The sequence below is a fragment of the Geodermatophilus chilensis genome (genome assembly GCF_002802985.1).
Taxonomy (GTDB): Bacteria; Actinomycetota; Actinomycetes; order Mycobacteriales; family Geodermatophilaceae; genus Geodermatophilus; species Geodermatophilus chilensis.
Genome location: NZ_NVPT01000037.1, coordinates 1 through 21,843, shown reverse-complemented (window position 1 = coordinate 21,843; position 21,843 = coordinate 1). Strand labels below are relative to the sequence as shown.

At 75.1% G+C, this 21,843-nt stretch carries 24 protein-coding genes; 15 read left to right on the top strand and 9 right to left on the bottom strand.

The window, feature by feature from the left end; translation table 11 throughout:
* Positions 1-70: 70 nt before the first annotated feature.
* Positions 71-265: a three-helix bundle dimerization domain-containing protein gene (locus CNO22_RS08500; protein WP_100498950.1), complete on the bottom strand. Its 195-nt coding sequence runs from the start codon at positions 263-265 to the stop codon at positions 71-73.
* A gap of 180 nt (positions 266-445) precedes the next feature.
* On the opposite strand from CNO22_RS08500, the gene CNO22_RS08495 reads away from it, so the two are divergent.
* A complete protein-coding gene (locus tag CNO22_RS08495) occupies positions 446-1,819 on the top strand; it encodes a phosphoribosyltransferase family protein (RefSeq protein ID WP_100498949.1) in 1,374 nt (457 codons plus the stop codon).
* A gap of 71 nt (positions 1,820-1,890) precedes the next feature.
* Here CNO22_RS08495 and CNO22_RS29650 read toward each other — a convergent pair whose 3' ends face one another.
* Both CNO22_RS29650 and CNO22_RS08490 read right to left on the bottom strand, forming a co-directional pair.
* Complete coding sequence (locus tag CNO22_RS29650; RefSeq protein ID WP_269799577.1) at positions 1,891-2,016, bottom strand: hypothetical protein; 126 nt, start codon at positions 2,014-2,016, stop codon at positions 1,891-1,893.
* 10 nt (positions 2,017-2,026) lie between these two features.
* Positions 2,027-2,623: a class I SAM-dependent methyltransferase gene (locus CNO22_RS08490; protein ID WP_100498948.1), complete on the bottom strand. Its 597-nt coding sequence runs from the start codon at positions 2,621-2,623 to the stop codon at positions 2,027-2,029.
* Positions 2,624-2,798: 175 nt separating this feature from the next.
* Between CNO22_RS08490 and CNO22_RS08485 the strand changes: the two genes are divergently transcribed.
* The 3 genes from CNO22_RS08485 (at position 2,799) to CNO22_RS08475 (ending at position 6,234) form a co-directional block, all read left to right on the top strand.
* Entirely contained in the window at positions 2,799-3,587 is a 789-nt protein-coding gene (locus CNO22_RS08485; protein ID WP_100498947.1) for a hypothetical protein, read from the top strand.
* 85 nt (positions 3,588-3,672) lie between these two features.
* Positions 3,673-5,085: a hypothetical protein gene (locus tag CNO22_RS08480; protein ID WP_100498946.1), complete on the top strand. Its 1,413-nt coding sequence runs from the start codon at positions 3,673-3,675 to the stop codon at positions 5,083-5,085.
* 87 nt (positions 5,086-5,172) lie between these two features.
* Positions 5,173-6,234: a winged helix DNA-binding domain-containing protein gene (locus CNO22_RS08475; RefSeq protein ID WP_100498945.1), complete on the top strand. Its 1,062-nt coding sequence runs from the start codon at positions 5,173-5,175 to the stop codon at positions 6,232-6,234.
* Between the two features lie 158 nt (positions 6,235-6,392).
* On the opposite strand, the gene CNO22_RS08470 is transcribed toward CNO22_RS08475, so the two are convergent.
* The 3 genes from CNO22_RS08470 to CNO22_RS08460 form a co-directional block, all read right to left on the bottom strand.
* Positions 6,393-6,854 (bottom strand): nitroreductase family deazaflavin-dependent oxidoreductase, encoded by a 462-nt coding sequence (locus CNO22_RS08470; protein ID WP_100498944.1) that lies wholly within the window; start codon positions 6,852-6,854, stop codon positions 6,393-6,395.
* Between the two features lie 18 nt (positions 6,855-6,872).
* Positions 6,873-8,117 (bottom strand): glutathionylspermidine synthase family protein, encoded by a 1,245-nt coding sequence (locus CNO22_RS08465; RefSeq protein WP_232806893.1) that lies wholly within the window; start codon positions 8,115-8,117, stop codon positions 6,873-6,875.
* A 98-nt stretch (positions 8,118-8,215) separates the two neighbouring features.
* Positions 8,216-8,623: a hypothetical protein gene (locus CNO22_RS08460; protein ID WP_100498942.1), complete on the bottom strand. Its 408-nt coding sequence runs from the start codon at positions 8,621-8,623 to the stop codon at positions 8,216-8,218.
* Positions 8,624-8,765: 142 nt separating this feature from the next.
* Between CNO22_RS08460 and CNO22_RS08455 the strand changes: the two genes are divergently transcribed.
* From CNO22_RS08455 to CNO22_RS08445, 3 genes are all read left to right on the top strand, one after another.
* The gene (locus CNO22_RS08455; RefSeq protein WP_100498941.1) at positions 8,766-9,623 is read left to right on the top strand and encodes a formate/nitrite transporter family protein; all 858 of its coding nucleotides are present in this window, start codon (positions 8,766-8,768) and stop codon (positions 9,621-9,623) included.
* Positions 9,624-9,699: 76 nt separating this feature from the next.
* On the top strand, positions 9,700-10,620 hold the full coding sequence (gene ypfJ, locus CNO22_RS08450; RefSeq protein ID WP_100498940.1) for a KPN_02809 family neutral zinc metallopeptidase: 921 nt from the start codon (positions 9,700-9,702) through the stop codon (positions 10,618-10,620).
* Position 10,621: 1 nt separating this feature from the next.
* Positions 10,622-11,395, top strand: coding sequence for an enoyl-CoA hydratase/isomerase family protein (locus CNO22_RS08445; protein ID WP_100498939.1), 774 nt, complete (start codon positions 10,622-10,624; stop codon positions 11,393-11,395).
* A gap of 59 nt (positions 11,396-11,454) precedes the next feature.
* On the opposite strand, the gene CNO22_RS08440 is transcribed toward CNO22_RS08445, so the two are convergent.
* Positions 11,455-12,300 carry a siderophore-interacting protein gene (locus tag CNO22_RS08440; RefSeq protein ID WP_100498938.1) on the bottom strand — a complete coding sequence of 282 codons (846 nt, stop codon included), beginning with the start codon at positions 12,298-12,300 and terminating at the stop codon, positions 11,455-11,457.
* A 276-nt stretch (positions 12,301-12,576) separates the two neighbouring features.
* Between CNO22_RS08440 and CNO22_RS08435 the strand changes: the two genes are divergently transcribed.
* The 7 genes from CNO22_RS08435 (at position 12,577) to CNO22_RS08405 (ending at position 17,690) form a co-directional block, all read left to right on the top strand.
* Entirely contained in the window at positions 12,577-13,404 is an 828-nt protein-coding gene (locus CNO22_RS08435; RefSeq protein WP_100498937.1) for a hypothetical protein, read from the top strand.
* A 3-nt stretch (positions 13,405-13,407) separates the two neighbouring features.
* Positions 13,408-13,956 carry a phage holin family protein gene (locus tag CNO22_RS08430; RefSeq protein ID WP_100498936.1) on the top strand — a complete coding sequence of 183 codons (549 nt, stop codon included), beginning with the start codon at positions 13,408-13,410 and terminating at the stop codon, positions 13,954-13,956.
* A gap of 39 nt (positions 13,957-13,995) precedes the next feature.
* Positions 13,996-14,664, top strand: coding sequence for a DUF3618 domain-containing protein (locus CNO22_RS08425; RefSeq protein ID WP_100498935.1), 669 nt, complete (start codon positions 13,996-13,998; stop codon positions 14,662-14,664).
* Positions 14,665-14,829: 165 nt separating this feature from the next.
* Positions 14,830-15,219 carry a response regulator transcription factor gene (locus tag CNO22_RS08420; RefSeq protein ID WP_100498934.1) on the top strand — a complete coding sequence of 130 codons (390 nt, stop codon included), beginning with the start codon at positions 14,830-14,832 and terminating at the stop codon, positions 15,217-15,219.
* Entirely contained in the window at positions 15,216-16,442 is a 1,227-nt protein-coding gene (locus CNO22_RS08415; RefSeq protein ID WP_100498933.1) for a sensor histidine kinase, read from the top strand. Before CNO22_RS08420 ends, CNO22_RS08415 begins: the two co-directional genes overlap by 4 nt.
* A 181-nt stretch (positions 16,443-16,623) precedes the next feature.
* Complete coding sequence (locus tag CNO22_RS08410) at positions 16,624-17,226, top strand: M73 family metallopeptidase (protein WP_100498932.1); 603 nt, start codon at positions 16,624-16,626, stop codon at positions 17,224-17,226.
* Between the two features lie 32 nt (positions 17,227-17,258).
* Complete coding sequence (locus CNO22_RS08405; RefSeq protein ID WP_100498931.1) at positions 17,259-17,690, top strand: hypothetical protein; 432 nt, start codon at positions 17,259-17,261, stop codon at positions 17,688-17,690.
* 51 nt (positions 17,691-17,741) lie between these two features.
* Here CNO22_RS08405 and CNO22_RS08400 read toward each other — a convergent pair whose 3' ends face one another.
* On the bottom strand, positions 17,742-18,440 hold the full coding sequence (locus tag CNO22_RS08400) for a response regulator transcription factor (protein WP_100498930.1): 699 nt from the start codon (positions 18,438-18,440) through the stop codon (positions 17,742-17,744).
* A gap of 621 nt (positions 18,441-19,061) precedes the next feature.
* Between CNO22_RS08400 and CNO22_RS08395 the strand changes: the two genes are divergently transcribed.
* The gene (locus CNO22_RS08395; protein WP_157936863.1) at positions 19,062-19,463 is read left to right on the top strand and encodes a hypothetical protein; all 402 of its coding nucleotides are present in this window, start codon (positions 19,062-19,064) and stop codon (positions 19,461-19,463) included.
* 599 nt (positions 19,464-20,062) lie between these two features.
* Here CNO22_RS08395 and CNO22_RS08390 read toward each other — a convergent pair.
* Positions 20,063-21,676, bottom strand: coding sequence for a hypothetical protein (locus tag CNO22_RS08390; protein WP_100498928.1), 1,614 nt, complete (start codon positions 21,674-21,676; stop codon positions 20,063-20,065).
* Between the last annotated feature and the right edge of the window lie 167 nt (positions 21,677-21,843).

The window sequence follows — 21,843 nt, the reverse complement described above, 5'->3', positions numbered from 1 at the left end:
CACCTCCTGGACCAGGCGGCACGCATCAGCGTCAGCCTCGCACCGAGGTCGACCGTGTGGGTCCCAGCTCTCAGCCGACGGACTGCAGCCGCTCCCGGGCCAGCCGCTCGACCAGCTCGGGCAGCGCGGTGGCGGGCACCCCGCTGAGGTCCTGACGGCAGGTGCGGACCACGGTGCCGATGACCTGGGGGCGCAGCCGCGCCCGGAACTCGTCGGCGAGTCGGGCCACGGCCTGCTCCACGGCGGGGTCTTCGGTCAGCGTCATGCGGGGGCGCCTCCGTGCGCGCGGGATCAGGTCCGGGCGGGCGCCATCGGCGCCGGCGTCCAACGGTGACCGCTGCGGGTCGCGCACACCAGGGACCAAGGTCACGCACGCAACCCGGGGTTGCGGATCGCGATCGGGCGGGACGAGGGTGAGCATGGGTCCCGACGCGAGGAGGCGCGGGTGCCGTTCCAGGACCGCAGGGACGCGGGCCGGCAGCTGGGGCGCCGGATGGCGCCGCTCGCCGGCCGGGACGTCGTCGTGCTCGGCCTGCCCCGCGGCGGCGTGCCGGTCGCCGCGGAGGTGGCCCGCGCCCTGGGCGCCCCGCTGGACGTGGTCCTCGTCCGCAAGCTCGGCCTGCCGCGCCGCCCGGAACTGGCGATGGGCGCGATCGGCGAGGACGGCGTGCTCGTCGTCAACGAGGACGTGGTGCAGGCCGGCCGGGTCGACGAGGCGACCTTCGCCGACGTGGAGCGGCGCGAGCGCGCCGAGCTCGAGCGGCGGGCACGGGAGCTGCGCGGCGACCGGGCGCGGCTGCCGCTCGAGGGCCGGACGGCGGTGGTGGTGGACGACGGCATCGCGACCGGTGCCACCGCCCGGGCCGCCTGCGCGGTGGTCCGGGCGCACGGCGCCGCCCGCGTGGTCCTGGCCGCCCCCGTCGGCTCGCCGCGCGCCCTGGCCGACATCGCCCCGACGGTGGACGGGGTGGTGTGCCTGGAGAGCCCGCAGCGCTTCACCGCGGTCGGGCAGGCCTACGCCGACTTCCGGGCGACCGACGAGGAGGAGGTCCGCGCACTGCTGGGCCGTCCCGCCCCGGCGCCCCCGGCGGGCAGCCCCACCCCGCGGGACGAGGACGTGGTCGCCGACGCCGGCCCCGAGGGACTGCCGGGGCACCTGAGCGTCCCCGAGCACGCCGACGGGCTGGTGGTCTTCGCCCACGGCACCGGCAGCGGCCGGCACAGCCCCCGCAACCGCGCCGTCGCCGAGGTGCTGCGCTCGGCGGGGATGGCCACGCTGCTGGTCGACCTGCTCACCCCGGCCGAGGAGACCGCGCGGGGCCCGGTGTTCGACGTCGAGCTGCTGGCCGGGCGGCTGGCCGCGGTGGCCCACTGGGCCGCCGCCCAGCCCTCGTGCGCCGGCCTGCCGCTGGGGTACCTGGGCGCGAGCACCGGCGCCGCGGCGGCCCTGGTCGCGGCGGCGCGGGACGACGCCGTGCGGGCGGTGGTCAGCCGCGGCGGGCGCCCCGACCTGGCCGGCCCGGCGCTGGCCGACGTGCGGGCACCGACGCTGCTCGTCGTGGGCGGCCACGACGAGCAGGTGCTCGAGCTCAACCGGGAGGCGCAGACCCGGCTGCGGTGCACGAACCGGCTGGCCGTCGTCCCCGGCGCCTCGCACCTGTTCGAGGAGCCGGGCACGCTGCAGACGGCCGCGGAGCTCGCCCGCGACTGGTTCGCCGCGCACCTCGCCGGCGCGGCACCCCCCGGACCGTCGGCGAGGCGGCGGGCCGACCACCCCACGCCCCCGTCCGACGGCTCACCGCGAGCTCACGAGCGGTGAGAGGGACAGGCGGCCTCCCTGCAGGGTCCCGCCGCGAGCCTGCGAGCGACGGAGGGCAGGGAGGTCCTCTTTCAGCCCAGCGCGATCGACAGCACCGTGGCCGCGACGGTCAGCAGCATCGCCAGCACCACGATCGCGGCGACCAGCCGCCGGCGCCGCTGCGCGTCCGGGCCGCCGGCCCCGCCCATCCCCATCACGGACCGCACGCTACCGCCGGCGGCCGGCCGGCCGGCTGCGGCGGCCCAGCAGCAGGGTGTCCAGCGCGGTGCCTGCCGGCGTCCCCCGCCGCACCTGCTCCAGCCGGTCGACGTCGAGCAGTTCGGCCACCGGTGCCAGCCGCGCGACGCTGTGCAGGATCGCCGGGTCCTGGGGCCCGCCGACGCCGTGCGCGACGTTGTCGGCGTCGTGGCCCAGGACGAGCAGCCGCCCGCCGGGCCGCAGCCAGCCGACCGAGCGGCGCAGCAGCGCGGTGGTCTCCGCCTCCGGCAGGTGCAGGTAGGCGACGAGCACCAGGTCCAGTGACCCGGGCTGCGCCTCCCACCCCAGGACGTCGGCGGTCACCCACGTGACGCGTTCGGCGCCGGGCCGGCCGCGGCCCCGGGCCAGCCCGGCCGCGGAGAAGTCGACCGCCGTCACCCGCCAGCCGCGCCCGGCCAGCCACAGCGCGTGCCGCCCCTCCCCCGCCGCCAGGTCGACCGCCGCGCCGGGCGGCAGGTCGGCCAGCAGCTCGGCCACCAGCGCGTTGGGCTCGGCCGACCACTGCTGCTGCGCGGCGTAGCGCGCGTCCCAGTCCGCTGCCTGCACAGCGGCATCCTCCCAGGGCCGCGCCCGCCGGCGCGCTGAGCTGCAGCCCTTCCGTTGGGTCACGGGAGCCGGGCGGGATCCACCCGGTCGGGTGACCCGTCTCGGCGCGCGGCCGCGGCCTCCCCGTTCCTAGCCTGGCCGTAACCGCAAGAGCACGGACAGTGGGGGTGAGGGCGTGGACGACGACGCTCCTCGCCTGCTGTCCGCGGCCCGCCGGGGTCTCCTCCGCGCGGGGCTGTTGATCGCCGTCGGGGCCGCCCTCTGGCTCGCCGGCGCCTCCACGGCCTCCGCCGAGGAGCCCGCCGCACCCGTCGCACCCCTCGCGGGCGCCCCGGTGCCGACCCCCGACCGGGTCGTCGACCCGACCGTGCCCCTGACCGACGTCGTCCGCACGGTCGCCGAACCGGTGGTGGCCGAGGTCGCGACCCGGGTCGTCGAGCCCGTCCGCACGTCCGTCGTCCGGCCGGTCATGGCCGGCGTGGTCGAGCCGGTGGTGACCGAGGTCGTCGCGCCGATGGTGGCCGACGTCGTCCCCCCGACGCCCGGCGTCGCCGTGGTACCCCCTGCCCCCGAGGTACCCGGCGGCGTCGCGGCACCCGTCGTCGTCGTGGACGCACCTCCCGCGGCCGACCCGTTCCTCGCGCCGCCGGCCGGCCCGGCGTCGCCGGAGCCCGCTCCCGCGACGGACGGGCCGACGCCCGCCGGTGCGCCGGCCCCCGGCGACGGCACGGCTCCCGCCGCCGACGCCGACGGCTCGGACCCGGCGCCCGCGCCCCCGGTGGCCCCGCTGCCGGCCGTTCCGGTGCCCTCGGGCGCCGGCGGCACCCCGGCTCCCGACGGCGGCAGCGCCGCCCTGCCCGGCGACCTGCCGGCCGCCGTCCTCCTCGCCGTCGGGAACCGCACCGACGCGGCTCCCGGCGCGGTGCGCTCGCTCCCTGTCGACCCGTCCTCCTCTCCCGACTGAGTGCGGCCCTCCGGCCGCGATGCCGGAACGGCACGTCACCCGGTCCCGCCCGGGGCCGGTCCACCCAGACCTGGAGAGACGAACGATGAACAGATGGGTACAGCGCGGCCTGCGCACGGCCCTGCTCACCGGTGGCCTGCTGGCTGCCGGAGCGGGGGTCGCGGCGGCCGACGAGAACGACCTGAGCGCCGACGTCCTCGGCGCCACGGCGACCGTCCCCGTGCGAGAGGACGCCACCGTCGGGACGCCGGTCGTGACCGGCACCGGCGAGGACCTCGCGATCGGCGGGGACGGCGGTGCCAGCCTCCCGATCGACACGAACACCGACCCCGGGACGACGCTGCTCGGGCAGGACGGGACCGGCGGCGTCAGCGTCCCGATCCGCGTCACCGAGGCCACCGACGCGCCCCCCGACCCCCGGGACGGCCTGACGGTCACCGTCCCGGTCAACACCTCGGGCGGGGGCACCGCCGGGACGACGGTGACCGCACCGGTCGTCACGGGGGACCTCGGCCAGGTCCTCGACGGCGACCCGCTGTCGGGCCTGGAGGTGGACGTCGACCTGGCCGAGCCGATCGTGCCGGGACCGGGCGGATCGGGCGTGCTCCTGGACCTCGAGGACACGGTCACCATCGGGAACGCCGACGGCACGACGTCGCCGGACACGGTCCTCACCCTGCCGGCCGGCCTCGACGGCGACCGCCCGACCACCGTCGCCCTGCCGCTGCCCGGCGGCGAGGGCCGCGGCCCGCTGTCCGGCGACGACGTCGACGTTCAGGTGGGCGGGCTGGTCGGCGACGGACGGCCCGAGCAGGACCCGGCCGGGGACCGCGAGCCGGCGCTGAGCGTGCCGATCGACACCGGGGGTCTGCTCGGCGGGCTGCTCGGTGGGGACACGCTGTCCGGCACCACCGTGGACGTCGACCTCGGTGGGCTCCTCGGCGGCGGACCGGGCTCCGGCTCGGTGGTGACCGTGCCGGTCGACGAGGGCCGGACGGGCACGCTCGGCGACCTCCTGGTGCGGGTCACGCTGCCGGTCGACCTGTTCGGCCGGCCCGGCGGGGACGGGGACGGGGAGGCTCCCGGCAACGACGGTCCGACTCCGCTCCCCGGCACGGCACCCGGTGCCGGTCTCCGCGGTCCGGGCACCGGCAGCGGCGGCGGGTACGGCGGCAGCGGCAGCGGCAGCGGCAGCGAGTACGGCGGCACGCCCGGCTCCTCCGGTGGGGACGTCGACTGCGGCGCGCCGACGGCGGGCCACCGGGCTCCCCAGGACGGCGGGGGCCGCGACGGCACGGGGTCCGCGCCCGGTGGGGCGGCGGGCGAGGGCCCGGCTGCGGGCGCGGCCTGCGGCACGGGGTCGACCGCGGTCGCGGGCGTGCGGCCGTCGTCGTCCACCGGCGCGGGCGGCCCGGTGGCCGCGGCAGCCGGCCTCCTGGCGGTCGCGGCGGGGCTGCTGGCCGCGGTCGGCCGCCGGCTGCGCACCGGGCGGCGCTGACCGCACGGGGGCCCGGGCACCCGGTGCCCGGGCCCCCACCGTGCCGCGGGCCCCGATCGTCGGACCCCGCTGGCAGGCTCCCCGGACGTGACGACGGCCCGCGACCTGGCGCTCCTCCGGCTGGTGGCCCAGCGGGTCGCCGGGCCACCCCCGGCCACGGCGACCGAGGCGGTGCGGCTGCTCACGTGCGTGCAGGGGCAGGACCTGCCCGGCGCGCTGACGTCGGTGGCCCTGCGGACGGCGGAGCGCACGCGGGGCGGGGTGGAGGCGGCGCTGGACGCCGGGGAGGTGGTCCGCTCCTGGCCGATGCGCGGCACGCTGCACCTGCTGCCCGCCGAGGACCTGCCCTGGATGCTCGACCTGCTCGGCCCCCGGGTGCTCGCCGGCGCGGCGCAGCGACGGGCCCGGCTGGGGCTGACCGAGGCCGACACCGAGCGGGCGCGCGAGCTGGTCGTCGCGGCACTGGCCGGCGGGCGGCGCTGCAGGCGCAGGGAACTGCTGGCCGCGATGTCCGAGGGCGGCGTCGCCGTCACCGGGCAGCGCGGCTACCACCTGCTCTGGTACCTCGCGCAGACCGGCACCCTCTGCCTCGGACCGATGGACGACGGCGACCAGGCGTTCGTGCTGCTCGACGAGTGGGTGACCGCGCCGCGGCGGCTGGACCGGGACGCCGGCCTGGCCGAGCTCGCGCTGCGGTACTTCCGCGGCCACGGCCCGGCCACGGTCGCCGACCTCGCCCGCTGGGCCGGGCTGCCACTGGGCGAGGTCCGCGCCGGCGTGGCCGCCGTCCGCGACCGGCTGGCCGCCGTCGAGGTCGACGGCCGCGAGCACCTGCTGGCGCCCGAGACCGCCGACCTGCTGGCCGCGCACCGGGCGGAGGCCGCCGGGCTGTTCCTGCTGCCCGGCTTCGACGAGTTCGTCCTCGGCTACGCCGACCGCAGCTGCGCCGTCCCGCCGGAGTTCGCCGACCGGATCGTGCCCGGCGGTAACGGCGTCTTCCGGCCGACCGTCGTCCACCGGGGGCGGGTGCTGGGCACCTGGGCGTGGCAGGGCCGCGGGGCGCGGCGGACGGTCGTCGCCACCCCGTTCACGACGTTCCCCGACGAGGTCGCCGCCGCGATCCCGGGGGTGGCGGCCGCCCTGCCGTGAGCCGCCGGGGCCCGAGGACGCCGATCGCCACCGGGCGGGCGAACCGCCGCACCCGGTCGCCGGTCGTGCCGGATGGTCGGCGGCGTCCGGGCTCCCGGGGCCGGGGGACGACGACCTGGCGACGGCTCCCCGGCTGACCCGGGCTCAGCCGGCCTTCCCTAGGCGGGGTTGGCGGGGTCGGCCCGCTCCACGACGAAGACCGGGATCTCCCGGTCGGTCCTCTGCTGGTACTCGGCGTACGGCGGGTAGGCGGCCACGGCCCGCTCCCACCACTGCCGCTTCTCCTCACCGGTGACCTCGCGAGCCACGCCGTCCCACGGCTCGGGCCCGTCCTGCACGGTGACCTGGTCGGGGTGCGTGCGGAGGTTGGCCACCCACGCCGGGTCCTCCGGAGCCCCGCCCTGCGAGCCCACCATCGCGTAGGCCCCGCCGTGCTCGACCCGCATGAGCGGCGTCTTGCGCACCTTCCCGCTCGACGCGCCACGGGTCGTGAAGACGGCCACCGGCAGCCCGGTGTCCTCCAGGGTGCTGGCCTCCCGGCCCCCGGTCGCCTCGTAGCGCTCGACCTGCTCGCGCGACCGGCGGTCAGGACTGGGCTCGTACTCACCTTCCAACGGCATGCCCCGACCGTAGGTCGGCTACCGGGGGCCGGCCTGCGGAGCGGTGACGTCGACCGTGTGCGGCACGAAGAAGCTCAGGTTGTCGGTGACCAGCCCGTCGCTCTCCCGGATACCCAGGCCGGCCGGCTCGCCGTCGACCACCCAGGCGCCCAGCACCGGGTGGTGCGGACCGTCGATGCCGGCGAAGTCCGGCAGCGGCGCGAACTCCTGTACGACCCAGCCCTCGGTGCCGTACCGGCCGGGCAGCTCCACGGCCACCTGCCCGTCGCGGACGATCTGGACGTTGGCGCCCTCCCGGCCCCACAGCGGCTTGCGCACGTAGGTACGCCAGGAGGACGGCATCTCGTCGGCGAAGTAGGCCGGCAGCAGCAGCGGGGACAGCGCCGGGTCGCTGCCGAACAGCTGCCAGAGCACCGGCAGCAGCGCCTTGGTGCTCCACAGCATCTTGTAGGCCGGCTCCACCCAGGTGGTGCCGCCCGGGCGGGCGGCGTCGGCGAGGACGGCGGGGCCGAACTCGTCCTCGATCAGCCACTCCCAGGGGTAGAGCTTGAAGACGACGTCGAGGTGGCGGCCCTGCGGGTCGTAGAAGCGGCCGTCGCCGGGATCCAGCGCGATGTCCTCGACCAGCAGCTCGACGGCCTGGTAGCCGGCCTGAACGACGGTGTCCATGAGGTAGGCGACGGTCATCCGGTCCTCGCCGGAACGCTCCTCCGACGTCCAGGCCAGGTGCACCCGCGGGCGGACGCCGGTGCGCCGCTCCCAGCGCAGCAGGTTGCGCTGCCAGGCGGCGACGAGCCTCTCGTGCAGGGCGTTCCACTGGTCGGCGCCCTGCCCGGTGAACAGGTGCCAGTTCCACTGGGTGACAGCGGACTCGACCAGGCCGGTCGGGGTGTCGGCGTTGAACTCCAGCAGCTTGGGCGGCCCCTGGCCGTCGTAGCGCAGGTCGAAGCGTCCGTAGACGCTGGGCGGCTCGGCCTCCCAGGTGCGGCGGATCTCCGGGCGGGCGATCGGCGGGATGCCCATCCGGTCGAACAGGTCGTACTCGATGACGTGGTCGCCGGCCGCCACGCACATCTCGAACAGCTGGGCGACCCAGCCCTCGAGCCGCTCGACCTCGGCCATCGTGAAGTCGTAGAACGGCCCCTCGCGCCAGTAGCTGCGCACCTCTCCGCCGGGCAGCTCGGTGCGGTTGTAGACCAGTCCCTGGGCCTCGATCTCGGCCTCCCAGCCCGGGCGGACCACCCCGGCCTCGACGCGCCTCACGCTGTCACCCCTCCGGTCCCCGCCGCGAGATCGGCGGTCTCGTGGTCATCAGCCGCCGATCTCCACGAGACCGCCGATCTCGCGGGGACGGCCGGGGGTCAGCTGCCCGCGCCGACACCGGAGCGGCTGCCGGAGTCGCCGCCGCCCACCCCGGAGCCGATGCCGCCGCTGACCCGGGTGCCCCCGGCGACCCGGCCGGTCGGGGGCAGGCCGGCGCGCTGCCGGTCCGCGGTGTTGCGCGGGTCGATCCGGGTGCCGCCGCTGGGCAGCACGGTGCCGACCGGGAGCCCGGGCCGGAAGCCGCCCAGGTAGAGGAAGAACAGGCCGCCGCCGGCGTAGTCGTCGTCGCAGAAGTCGTCGTCGACGATCTCGCCGTCCTCGTTCGTGCAGTAGGCGACCTGCTCCTGCTGCTCCTCGTCCGTGCCGCAGGAGGCGAGGAAGCCGGTGGCCGCGGTCGCCAGCACCGTCGTCGTCAGGGCGCCGCGGACGCGGTTCGAGACCGCCATGTGCTCTCCCGGTGTCGAGGTGTGTCCGCCGACCCTAGATCGCCGCGGTCGGCCGGTGTCCGGCGTCGCACCCGAGTGCCGGATCCGGATCGGAGTCGTACGGTCCACTCGCCAGAGTCCGCGCGTCCCTGTGGAGGTGACGGTGTCCGACCGGCAGCCACCCGAGATGGCCCAGGTGGCCAGTGAGACCGGGGCCAAGAAGATCCACCGGACGTGGGACCGCGTCCTGGTCAGCGCCTTCCTCGGCGGGGCCTACATCGCCTTCGGCGCCCTGGTGGCGATCACCGTCTCCTCGGGCCTGGACCCGGCCACCTGGGGCACGCTGCCCACCCTCTTCATGGGCGCCGCCTTCACCCTGGGGCTCGTCCTGGTGCTGGTCGCGGGATCCGACCTCGCCACCGGGAACATGCTGCTGGTCCCGCTCGGCGCGATGCAGGGCCGGCTCGGCATGGGGGACGTCGCCAAGAACCTCACGCTGGTGCTGCTGGGCAACCTGGTCGGTGCGGTCTTCGTGGCGTACTTCTTCGCGGTCTCCACCGGGGTGATCGGCGCGCCCGGGGCCTCCGGCAGCGCCGGGCTCACCCACGACCGGCTGGCCGCGATCGCCGAGGCCAAGGCCCTGCACGAGACCCCGTGGCAGGTCTTCCTGCGCGGCGTCGGCTGCAACTGGCTGGTCTGCCTGGCGGTGTGGATGTCGCTGGCCGCGACCACGGTCTCCGGCAAGGTCCTCGCGATCTTCCTGCCGGTGATGGCCTTCGTCGCGATGGGCTTCGACCACGTCGTGGCCAACATGTTCTTCCTCCCGGCCTCGATCTTCGCCGGCGTCCCGGACCTCGGCTGGGGGGACGTCGTCCTCAACTGGCTGCTGGCGGGCGTGGGCAACCTCGTCGGCGCGGTGGTCTTCGTCGCGACGTCCTACTGGTACCTGTTCCTGCGCGACGAGCCCGCCGAGCAGCCCAGCCGGACGCCGGTCGGCGGGGAGGCCGCCGAGCGCGCATGACCCCGCCCCACCGAGGGCACCGCCGCTGCGGATGGCACCGTCTCGGCGTGCCACACGACCGGGAGGGTGCCCAGCCATGAGGTACAGCGAGGGAGCGGACCTCGATCCGTCGGGCGTGCAGGACCGCCGGGGTGGCGGAGGCCTCGGCGGCGGGCGGGGCCTCGCGGTCGGCGGCGGCGGGCTGGGCGTGGTCGGCGTCGTCGTCCTCGTGCTGTTCCAGCTGCTCGGCGGCGGTGGCGACGGCGGGACCGGCGCGGCGCTGGGCCAGCTCAGCGGCCTCGGGCAGGGGCAGACCGCCGACAACACCCAGCTCGAGCAGCAGTGCCGGACCGGCGCCGACGCCAACGAGTCGGTCGACTGCGCCGTCGTGGCCGACATCGAGTCGATCCAGGACTACTGGTCCGGTGTGCTCGGCGCGGACTACCAGCCGACCGACACCGTCTTCTTCAACGGCTCGGTGCAGACCTCCTGCGGCGGGGCGACCAGCGGCTCGGGGCCCTTCTACTGCCCGGCCGACCAGCTGGTCTACATCGACCTGTCGTTCTTCGACACGCTGCAGCAGCAGTTCGGCGCGGAGGGCGGGCTGTTCGTCAACGCGTACGTGATCGCCCACGAGTACGGCCACCACGTGCAGAACGTGCTCGGGATCAACCAGCAGGTCACGCCGGGCGAGACCGGCCCCACCAGCGGCACCGTGCGCCTGGAGCTGCAGGCCGACTGCTTCGCCGGCACGTGGGCCAACCACGCCGAGACCGTCCCGGACGAGTCCGGCCAGCCACTGATCGCCGAGATCACCCAGGACGACATCGACCGGGCGCTGGACGCCGCGGCCCGCATCGGCGACGACTTCATCCAGCAGAACCTCGGCGGCGGCACCATCGACCAGGACGCGTTCACGCACGGCTCCTCCGAGCAGCGGCAGCGCTGGTTCACGACCGGCTACGAGACCGGCGACCCGGCGCAGTGCGACACCTTCGCCACCGACGACCTGGGCTGAGATGAGCGACTCGCTGCGCGTGGACACCGACGGCGCGATCGCCGTCCTCACCATCGACCGGCCCGCCAAGCGGAACTCCATGACCCACGCGATGTGGGCGGCACTGCCCGAGGTGCTCGCCGGCCCGGCCGGCGACCCGTCCGTCCGGGTGCTCGTGGTGACCGGCGCGGGCGCGAGCTTCTGCGCCGGCGCCGACATCGCCGACCTGCTCGGCGGCCCCGACCCCCAGGACCCGATGGCCGCGCTGCGCCGGGACAACCTGGCCGCGCAGGCCGCGCTGCGCGACTTCCCGAAGCCGACGATCGCGATGGTCCGTGGGCACTGCATCGGCGGCGGCGTGGAACTGGCCACCTGCTGCGACCTGCGGGTCACCGACCCCACCGGCGTGTTCGGGGTGACGCCGGCGAAGGTCGGCATCGTCTACACGCCCGAGTCGACCAAGGCGCTGCTGGACCTCGTCGGCCCCGGGATGACGAAGTACCTGCTCTTCAGCGGGGAGCTGGTCGACGCCCCGACCGCCCTGCGCGCCGGGTTGGTCGACCGGCTGGTGGACGCCGACGACCTGGTGGACGACGTGCACCGCCTGGCCGACGTGCTCGCCGCGCGCTCGGCGCTGTCCCAGCGGGCGACCAAGGAGGTCGTGGCCGCGCTCGGCGCCGGGCGGGACGCGCAGGCCGAGGCCGGCCGCTGGTACCGGGAGACGATCGCCGCCGGCGAGCTGGCGGAGGGCGTCGCCGCCTTCGCGGACCGCCGTCCGCCGCGGTTCCCGTGGTGAAGGACCCCCTTGCCCCCACCGCTCGCGGTGGGACCCTGCACGGGGGCCGGAGGCTCGCCCTAGGCGACGCGCGGGACGGCCTGCTCGTCGGCCTCCACCGCGGCGTTCCACTCGGCCTTCTCGGCCCGCCAGCCCTCGTCGGTGCGGCCCAGGCGCCAGTACCCCGACGCCGAGAGCCGCTCGCGGGGCACCGCGTGCTCCACCCGCAGGAAGCGGCGCAGCTCGCGCACGAACCCGGCCTCGCCGTGCACGAACGCGTGCACCGAACCGGCCGGCAGCGCGGCCCCGCGGACGGCGGCGACGAGCGCCTCGCCCGGCAGCCCGGCGCGGTGCACCCAGGTCAGCTCCACACCGACGGGCAGCGGCAGCGGCTGCTCCTCGGCGGCGTCGGCGACCTCGACGAACACCCGCGCCGCGGCCCCCGCGGGCAGCCGCTCGAGCGAGGCGGCGATCGCCGGCAACGCGGTCTCGTCGCCGGCCAGCAGGTGCCAGTCGACGTCCCCGCTGGGCGCGTAGGCACCCCCCGGACCCAGCAGCTGCACCCGGTCGCCCGGCCGGGCGGCCACCGCCCAGGGGCCGGCCAGCCCCTCGTCGCCGTGGACGACGACGTCGAGGACGAGCTCACCGGCGGCCGGGTCCCACGCGCGCACGGTGTAGGTGCGCAGGCACGGCCACAGCTCGCGCGGGTGCTCGCGCTGCACGGCGTCCATGTCGAACGGCGCGGCGTAGGGGGCACCGGCCGGCGGGAGCACCAGCTTGACGTAGGCGTCGGTGTGCTCGGGCGCGAACCCGGCGAGGCCCTCGCCGCCGAGCACCACGCGGACCAGGTGGGGCGTCGGGCGGGAGGTCCGCAGCACGGTGACCAGCCGGGGCGTGCGCGGTCGACGCGGGGCCTTGTCGGCCATGGCGGGGCTCCCTCGGATCGGACTCAGATAGGCAAGGCTCACCTTAGTCCGCACTACAGCTCAGGGGGCCGCGTGCCGCGGCACGGGGGCACCGGGGGTTACACCTTCACCCGGCCGGGTAACCCGGGAGCCCGTTCCTCCTCCGCACCCGGGCCCGCGCCCGGGTGCCCCGTCGTACCCGCACACGGCAGTGCGACGGTCGTCGACACGCCATGTGTGGGTGATCGTTTGACGGGTATCGCCTCGGCTGACCATGACTTCTGCCGAGGAGGAACGATGACTCACTCCATCGACACCCCGTTCCCGCCGCCGCCCTCTTCTGGCTCGGGCGCGACCAGCGGGGCGACCACCACCACGACGACGACCGGCACCACGTCCACCGGCACCACGTCCACCAGCGACGTGGCCAAGGACGAGGCCCGCAACGTGGGCCAGACCGCCGCCCAGGCCGGCAGCCAGGTCGCCTCGACCGCCGCCGACCAGGCCAAGGAGGTCGCGCACGAGACCCAGCGGCAGGCGCAGGACCTGCTGCACCAGGGCCGTCAGCAGCTGCGCCAGCAGACCGTGGCCCAGCAGCAGAAGGCCGCCTCCGGCCTGTCCTCGCTGGCCCAGGAGCTGCGCGGCCTGGCCGACGGCAGCAGCCAGGGCGCCCCCGGCCCCGCGCGTGACCTGCTGCAGCAGGCCTCGGGCTACGTCGAGCAGTTCGCCGACCGGCTGCAGAACCGCGAGCCGGCCGACCTGCTCGAGGACGTCCGCGCCTTCGCCCGCCGCAAGCCGGGCACCTTCCTGCTCGGCGCCGCGCTCGCCGGTGTCCTCGCCGGCCGCCTCACCAGCGGCGTGAAGGCCGCGCACAGCGACGGCTCGTCGAGCAGCGGAACGCAGCAGTACCGCACCAGCTACACGCAGACCAACTACGTCGACCCGGCGCCGGCCTACTCCGGCTACACCGAGACGACGTCCTACGAGAGCACCACCGGCACGGCGACCACCGGCACGCCGGTCCCGCCGCCGTACGGCACCGTCCCGCCCGCGGGCGCCGCCGTCCCGCCGACCACCCCGGCCGGCTGGGACGACCCGACCCGCCGTCCCGGTCAGGGGGTCTGACCCATGAGCTCTCCCTACTCCGGCGCGACGCCGGTCGGTTCTTCGGGCCAGGACCCGTACGCGCAGGGCACCCAGGACCCGTACGGCCAGGGCAACTACGCGGTCTCGCCCGACGAGGCGTACGGCGCCCACAGCGGCAACGTGGGCACGCCGACGAGCACCGAGGGCCGGCCCGACGTCGAGGGCACCTCGGTCGGGCAGCTGTTCGGCGAGCTGGCCAAGGACCTCTCCACGCTGATGCGGCAGGAGGTGGCCCTGGCCAAGGCCGAGGTCCAGGCCGAGGCCAAGAAGGCGGGCAAGGGCGCGGGCATGATGGCCGCCGCCGGGCTCGCCGGGTTCCTGACGGTGCTCTTCCTCTCCCACGCCCTGTGGTGGGCACTGGAGAACGTGATGGACGCCGGTCTGGCCGCGCTCATCGTCGCCATCCTCTGGGGCGTCATCGGCGCAGTCGCCTTCTCCATGGGCAAGAAGAAGCTGCAGCAGGTGAACCCCAAGCCCGAGCGCACGGTGGACACGCTGTCCGACGTCCCCAGCGCTCTGAAGCCCAACTGACCCGCGGCCCCCGGCCCCCTCAGACATGGAGTACGTGACATGACCACGAGCAACGACCCCGAGGCCATCCGTCGGCAGATCGAGCAGACCCAGCGCGAGCTGAGCTACGACGTCGACGCCCTCAACGAGAAGGTGAACCCCTCCCGCGTGATGGACCGCCGGGTCAGCGCGGCCAAGGGCCGCGTCTCCCGCGTCAAGGACCGGGTCATGGGCAGCGCCCACGACACCCGGGCCACGGCCCAGTACCGCACGCAGAACCCCGCCGGCACGGTGCAGGACCGGGCGCACGACGCCGCCGAGTCCGTGCAGGGTGCCGCGCAGCAGGCCGCGCACGCGGTGCAGCAGGCCCCGGACACCCTCGTCCGGCAGGCCCAGGGCAACCCGCTGGCCGCGGGCCTCATCGCCTTCGGTGTCGGCTGGCTGGTCTCCAGCCTGCTGCCGGCCTCGGAGCGGGAGCGCCAGCTGGCCCAGCAGGCCGAGTCCGCGGTGCGCGAGCACAAGGACACGCTGCTGCAGCCGGCGAAGGAGGCCGCGCAGGAGATCCGCGAGGAGCTCCAGCCCGCCGCCCAGCAGGCGGTCCAGGAGGTCAAGTCCACCGCGCAGGACGCCACCCAGACCGTCAAGCAGGAGGGCCAGTCCGCCGCGCAGGACGTCCAGGGCCAGGCCCAGCAGTCCCGTCAGACGGTGCAGAGCCAGTCGGGCAGCTGAAGTAGGAACTCCAGCGCGCCCCGCCGGGTCCTCCCCGGCGGGGCGCGCTGCCGTTCGCGGCCGGGTCCCCTGCTGGGGTGAGGCCCCGGCGGGTGCGCTGCAGTCCGCCCTCGGTGGCGCCGACGTCGACCGGGACGACACCGCCCGAGCGAGGGAGCCCGACCCGTGCCGACCGCAGCGCCGCGCGTCCTGGTCGCCGACGACGAGGACGACATCCGGGCACTGGTCGGCCTCGCCGTCCGCCGGGCCGGCTGCACCGTCGCCACCGAGGCCGCCGACGGGACACAGGCTCTCGCCGCCGCCCGCACCGACCCGCCCGACCTCGCCGTGCTCGACGTCTCCATGCCGGGCGCGAGTGGGCTGGAGGTCTGCGCCGCGCTGCGCGCCGACCCCGCCACCGCCGGTGTGCCGGTGCTGCTGCTGTCGGCCGGCGCCTCCACCGACGACGTTGCCCGCGGTCTGGCCGCCGGCGCCGACGCCTACCTGGCCAAGCCCTTCTCCGTCGCCGGGCTGGTCGCCCGGGTGCGCGAGCTGACCTCCGGGGTGACGGCGTGACCGTCCTGGGCCCCGCGCCGGCCGAGGAGCTGACCCGGCTGCGCGCGGAGAACGCCGCACTGCGGGCGCGGATGCAGCACCGCGACGACGAGCTCGAGGTCGCCACCCGGATGCTGCAGGCCCGCGCCCGGACGATGACCAGCGTCATCGACGCGGTCACCGAGCAGTCGATCATCGGCACCGACGTGGCCGGCGTGATCCGGGTCTGGAACCCCGGCGCCGAACGGATGCTGGGCCTCCCCCGCGCCGCCGTCGTCCGCCGCCGCTCGATCACCGACTTCCACCTGCCCGAGGAGCTCGAGGACGCCGGCGGCGGCCTGGCCGGCCTGGTGCGCACCGCGCAGGAGCAGGGCAGCGACGTCCGGGACTGGACCTACGTCGCCGCGGACGGCGCCGAGCTCACCGTCTCGGTGGCGGTCACCCCGCGCACCGACGACCGCGGCGTGCACGCCGGGTGGAACTTCGTCGGCACCGACATGACCGAGGCCCGGGCGACCGAGCGCATGAAGGACCAGTTCGTGAGCCTGATCAGCCACGAGCTGCGCACGCCGCTGACCTCCATCCTCGGCTACCTGGAGCTGGTCCTCGACGACCCGGAGCTCGGCGCGGAGGCACGGGCGCACCTGGGCACCGTCGAGCGCAACGCCCAGCGACTGCTGCGCCTGGTCGGCGACCTGCTGTTCACCGCGCAGGTGGACGCCGGCCGGTTCAGCCTGCAGCCCGCGGACGTCGACCTGGCCGGGGTCGTCCGGGCCGCGGAGGAGACCGTCCGGGTGACCGCCGCGGCGACCGGGGTCGAGGTCGTCGTCGACGTGCCCGACGGCGGCCTGGTGGTGCACGGCGACGCCGTCCGGCTGGGACAGGCCTGCGACAACCTGGTCTCCAACGCCGTCAAGTTCACCCCGGCCGGCGGCCGGGTCACCCTCGCGCTGCGGTCGGCGTGGCGGACGGCGGACGGCGCGGTCGTCGAGGCCTCGCGGGACGACGCGGTGCCCGTCGCCCGGCTGGCGGTCAGCGACACCGGCATCGGGATCCCCGCCGGCGAGCAGGGCCAGCTCTTCGCCCGGTTCTTCCGCGCCTCGACCGCCCGGCGGCACGCGGTGCCCGGCGTCAGGCTGGGGCTGGCCATCACGCGGGCCATCGCCGCCGCGCACGACGGCACCCTGGAGGTCGCCAGCGTCGAGGGCCGGGGCACCACCTCCACGCTCACGCTCCCGCTCTGAACGAGGACCTCCTCGCCCCCCTCCCCCGTCACTCGCAGGCTCGCGGCGGGACCCTGCGAGGGGTCCACCGTTCCTTGCGGATCCCTTGCGGTGGGCGGGCGGGGGCCCTGCGGTTGAGCGCTCAGGGTCGTTCCTGACGCCGGATCACCCCGATCCCGGCCCCACCGCAGGAGCAGAACCGATGAGCACCCGCCGCGCCGCCACCACCCGCAAGGTCCTCGGCTCCCTGGCCGTCCTCGGCACCGCCGCCGCAGTCGCCGGCCTGGGCACCTTCGGCACCTTCACCGACTCCACCACCCCGGTCACCACCCAGCTGACCTCCGGCACCGTGTCGATCGACCTCACCCGGCCCGCCGCACCCATCCCGGCCACCACCACCGGCCTGCTGCCCGGCGACTCCCTCAGCCGCACCCTCACCCTCACCAACGACGGCGACAACCCGCTGTCCTCGGTGCACCTCGGCGTCACCGCCACCACCAGCATCCTCACCAGCGACCCGGTCAACGGCCTGCAACTGGCCCTGGCCTCCTGCTCGGCCCCCTGGACCCAGCACGGCACCACCACCCCGACCTACACCTGCCCCGGCACCACCACGCCACTGGGCTCAGGCCCGGCAGTCGGCAACCGCGGCATCCCCGGTGCCGCCAGCCTCACCCCCGGCGCCGCGGACAACCTGCTGGTCACCCTCACCCTGCCCACCAGCGCCGACAACCGCTTCCAGGGCCAGACCAGCACCCTGACCCTCACCTTCTCCGGCGTCCAGCGCACCGCCACCACCCGCTGACCACCGCGCCGACGACGAACCGAGGAGCCCCAGTGACCACCCGCCGTCTGCTGGTCCTGCTCGCACTGACCGTCGCCGTCATCCTCGGCTCCGGTTCCACCGCGGCGAACGCCACCTTCGCCGACTCCACGGCACTGCCCTCGACGACCGTCGGCACGGCCACGGTCGCCGCCCCGGCGAACGTGACCGCTGAGCTGATGTCCTGCAGCAGCACCCGCGGGATGCGGATCGCGGTCGCCTGGGAGCCGAGCGCCTCCGCCGGCGTCAGGGGCTACCTCGTTCAGGCGTACCTCAGCAACGGCCGTACGTACGCCGTTGATAGCACCAGCGCCACGGAGTCGCAGGCCACCGTCATCGTCGACAAGTTCGCCGGGCCGGCGACGTCGGTGGCGCTCACGGTGACCACGCTGACCAGCTACGGGTGGACGGCGACGTCACCCAGGACGTCGGCACTGACTTGCTGAGCACGTCGGCCGCCGGCCGCCGGCCGCCGGCCACCGGCCGGTGCCGCGGCGTCAGGCGACGAGCCGGTAGCCCACCCCACGCACGGTGCGGATCGACGGCGAGGAGAGGCCGGCGGCCTGCAGCTTGCGGCGCAGGTTGGACATGTGCGCCTCCACGAGGCGGACGCTGCCCTCCCAGTCGGTCTGCCAGACCTCCCGCAGCAGCGTCTCGCGCTGCAGCACCCGTCCCGGGCGCGAGGCCAGCGCGGCGAGCAGGTCGAACTCGGTGCGGGTCAGGTCGACGACGGCTCCGTCCACCCGGACCTCGCGGCTGTCCTCGTCCACCTCGAGCTCGGCGAGCCGGAGCACCGTCTCCTCGACCGGCGCGGGACGCGGGGCGGGGACGCGCGGTCGGCGGAGCATGGCCTGCACCCGGGCGACCAGCTCCCGCGGCGAGAACGGCTTGGCCATGTACCCGTCGGCGCCGACGGCCAGCCCGATGAGCAGGTCGACCTCCTCGGCGCGCGCGGTGAGCATGAGGACGTAGCACTCGCTCTCGGCGCGGATCTGCCGGCACACCTCGGTGCCGTCGGCGTCCGGGAGGCCGAGGTCGAGGACGACGACGTCGGGTGCCGCACGCCGGACCTCGGCCAGAGCCTCCGCGCCGGACGCGACCGCGCGGACGTCCATCCCCGCCCGCCGCAGGACCGTGCAGACCAGCTCCCTGATCTCCTCGGTGTCCTCCACGACGAGCACGGACTGCTCGGGCACGACCTCTCCTCCTCGCGGGTCCTGGGCGGTGATCGGCTCGTCACCTGACCCGGTGATCGGCACCGATCCGACGCGTCTTGAGCACCGCCCCCGCGTCTCCCCCCGGCGGGTGAGCGCCGGGCCTCGGGTCACAGCCCGCGCCGTCCGGCCTGTGCCGATGCGCCGGCGCCCCTTGGCCCCACCGCTCCGCGCTGCGGGCCCGGACGGTCGTCCACCGCCTGGGCGCCGCGTGTGGAGATGACCGTGCCGGCGTCCGGCGGATCCAGTTCCAGGCTCGCGGGCCTTGCATCGGCAGATGGGCCGCACACCCGGTTCCCCGTTCGACCATCGACCCCACGTACGTCCCGCAAAACGGTGAGCACGCATACGTCGGACCGCCACTACGTAGAACCGAGTTGCAACCACCTGCTCGTCCCACAGAAGGCGAGGGGCGTCCACGGCACCAGTACAGCCGGGGGCGGGGCGTACACCTGGGACTTCGTGCATATCGGATGCACGCGGTCATTCGCGGACGCAGAGTGTCTGGCGACTGGGAGCCTTGCTCGAAGCAAGCTCATGTGCTCTCCTGAGGGTAGCGATTCGCACCCGTACGGCTCTCTCTCGGAACCCTCGCGCAAGGGAGTGCTGATCGTGCTGCTGACCGCAGGGGCACTGCTCGCGTTGCTGGCGGCGTGCTCGAATTCCACCCAGGCGACGACCTCCTCCGATGCGATGAACTTCTCCTATGCAAGCAGTTCCGTGGCAGTGAGCGGTTTCTCGGGCCCGCCGGATTCCGGTTCCCTCAGTATCGTGTCCTGTTCCGGGAACGAATGCTCCGTGACGCTGGGAGGCACCGGCTCCACGGTGGGCATCTTCGGTACGACGATCTCCTTCCTGGGCATTCAGGACACCCGTGCGACGATCCGAGTGGGCGAGCAGGACGTCTCTTGCACTGAGGGTCAGGTCGTCGCGGCTGGTCCACTCACGCTGAGGTGCACAGGGGTCGGAGACGAGACCGTGGAGTTCACTGCCTCTCCCCGCTGAGCTCCAGGGGCCGACGGTGAGCACGGCGGCGTGGCTGATGAAGACGTCTGGTCATCCTCGTCGGCTGGAGACCGTCGTCCCAGGACGCCGTCGTCCCGCGCCGGCGACACGGGGTCATGTCCGCCACGCTGCCCCTCGGACCGGTTGGTGCACGGACGCCTGGCCGATCGACACCGATCGGCCAGCGACGGCTCCGTCGGGGCTGCCGGTAGCCCTCGAACCGGCCGGACCTCGCTGATGAAGGTCACCGTGCCGCCGGCGGTGGAAGGCCGACCGCCGCGCAGGTAGTTCTCGATCACCACGGTCGTATATCCCACACCGCCGTCGCGGCCCCAGTGCCAGAGCTGGACCGCCCCCTCAACCGGCGTGTCGCCGTCGGCTTCCGGCCGAACCGCTCGTGTCGTCGAGGTCCCCGCCGGGCACTAACGGGCCACTGCCACCAGGCCGGCGGAGCCGGAAACCGCCAGCTCACGGCGGTGGCCGACCACCCGCCTACAGGCAGTGCAGCGAGCCCGGTCCGGCCGTCGAATCCGTGCCGCTTCCATCGTCGTGGCGACACTCTGCAGCCCCGCCTGGACGCGGAGCGGCTGGGCACCCGGCTACCGCGGCCAGAAGACGGTCAGCGCCGTATCGCCCGAGCCGATCACCACCCGTGTCCTGGAGCCGGACTCCTGCTCCCCCACCACGATCTCCCAGCCCGTCGCGTCGGCTGCGGCCGTGTCGCTCCGCTGCAGCCGGTCGGCCGGGACCCCGTCCCGGACCAGATCGGCCCAGAGAGGCAGCGGCGCCGCCACGGGCGCCACGGGCGCGGCCGGGTCGGTGAGCACCTCGGCGACCTGAGCGTGCGGCAGCGCCGGCGCCCGCGTGGGGAGGAACAGCGCGCCGACCACGGCCATGACCAGCACCGGGACGGCCAGGGCCGCCCGGAGCAGCGGGTGTGGCCGTGACTCGACGGGATGCCGTGTGAAGACCTGGACCACCAGTGCGCCCAGACCGGCGGCGGTGCAGACGGCCAGCGGCAGGACGGCGTCGGCCCCCGGTGCGGGGAGGAGTGCCAGCAGGACCACCGAGGCGGCGATCGCGGCGACCGTCCGCAGCGCAGGTTGGGCCAGCCCCCCCACGACGACGAGGACGACCGCGATGACGAGCACCCGCCACTCCGCGGAGCTCAGCGTCGTGGCGGCAGGCGTCCGCATCAGCCCGGGCACCGCGGCGGCGGCCAGCGCGGTGGACATGAGCGTGCCGAGCACCAGCGGGATCCACTTGCGCTGCTGGGCGGGCCGGTCGCCGGGACGCAGGACCAGCAGGGCGGCGCCGACTGCCAGCGGCACGGCGAGGAACGGGGCCGTGACCACCCCGACGGCCACGGCGACCGCGCCCAGCGCGACCGTTCCCCGGTGCACGGCTCGATTGTGCGGCCGGTGCCGCCCGTGGCTCCGCCGGCCGACCAGCAGCAGGGTGCCGCCCACCGTCGCCCAGGCGGCCCCGACGATGCCGGGCCCGATGGTCGCCAACTGGACGACGGCCGGTCCCATGGCGGCCACCGTGGCCAGCGGGAGGGCAATCGCCCACCAGCGCCACCGGAGGACGCGGGCCACGACGAGGTAGCAGACAACGAGGACGGCGGTGGCGAGCACGGCCAGTTCGCGCGCGCCGGTCAGCACGTCGGCGTGCCGGTCGAAGGCGCCCATGAGGGAGGCATAGGCCATCAACTGCTCACGCACCACCACTTCGCCGGTGACGACGGCCGGAGCGGCGGCGCGACCGACCTCCAGAGCGCCGAAGGCGCTGGCGCTGATCCGCACCTCTGCAACGGACGTCGGTGCGGAGACCGCCACCGCCGCCACCCGCCAGACCAGCCCAGCTGCCAGCACGCCCAGCATGCCCAGCACTATGTATCGACGGACGGCGATCCAGGCCTGGGGACGAGTCCAGGCCCATCCCCAACGGGCCTCCAGGAGCGGCCGGATGGTCCCGAAGATCATCCCGGTCATCAGGACGCCCCCCACCCAGGGCAGGACGAGCAGGAAGAGCTCGAACACCCCCACGGCGCTGGTCACCACGTCGCCGGTTCGCAGCGCGGTGTTCAGGGTGCCCAGGTATTCGAGGAACCCGTTCCACACCACCGGCAGGACGAAGGGCAGCAGGACGAGGAAGCCGACCAGGTAGAGCACCAGCAGCGGAACCGTCAGCGCGACCCAGCCGACGATCACGCGGCGCGCCCGCGGCCGCAGCTCCTGGACCTGGCTCTTATTCCCATCTGACGCTGCCGACGACGCCTGACATGTCTTTCTTGCGAGCATGCTGATGCTCATACAGATACCATTCATAGACAGACCAAGTGACACAAACAGAATCCAACTACGATACTTAACATACA

Coding starts and splice junctions, on each gene's coding strand:
- CNO22_RS08500 (WP_100498950.1), bottom strand. CDS start 265: ATGACGCTGACCGAAGACCCCGCCGTGGAGCAGGCCGTGGCCCGACTC.
- CNO22_RS08440 (WP_100498938.1), bottom strand. CDS start 12,300: ATGGCCGACAAGGCCCCGCGTCGACCGCGCACGCCCCGGCTGGTCACC.
- CNO22_RS08410 (WP_100498932.1), top strand. CDS start 16,624: ATGAGCACCCGCCGCGCCGCCACCACCCGCAAGGTCCTCGGCTCCCTG.
- CNO22_RS08425 (WP_100498935.1), top strand. CDS start 13,996: ATGACCACGAGCAACGACCCCGAGGCCATCCGTCGGCAGATCGAGCAG.
- CNO22_RS08430 (WP_100498936.1), top strand. CDS start 13,408: ATGAGCTCTCCCTACTCCGGCGCGACGCCGGTCGGTTCTTCGGGCCAG.
- CNO22_RS08445 (WP_100498939.1), top strand. CDS start 10,622: ATGAGCGACTCGCTGCGCGTGGACACCGACGGCGCGATCGCCGTCCTC.
- ypfJ (WP_100498940.1), top strand. CDS start 9,700: ATGAGGTACAGCGAGGGAGCGGACCTCGATCCGTCGGGCGTGCAGGAC.
- CNO22_RS08435 (WP_100498937.1), top strand. CDS start 12,577: ATGACTCACTCCATCGACACCCCGTTCCCGCCGCCGCCCTCTTCTGGC.
- CNO22_RS08460 (WP_100498942.1), bottom strand. CDS start 8,623: ATGGCGGTCTCGAACCGCGTCCGCGGCGCCCTGACGACGACGGTGCTG.
- CNO22_RS08480 (WP_100498946.1), top strand. CDS start 3,673: ATGAACAGATGGGTACAGCGCGGCCTGCGCACGGCCCTGCTCACCGGT.
- CNO22_RS08470 (WP_100498944.1), bottom strand. CDS start 6,854: ATGCCGTTGGAAGGTGAGTACGAGCCCAGTCCTGACCGCCGGTCGCGC.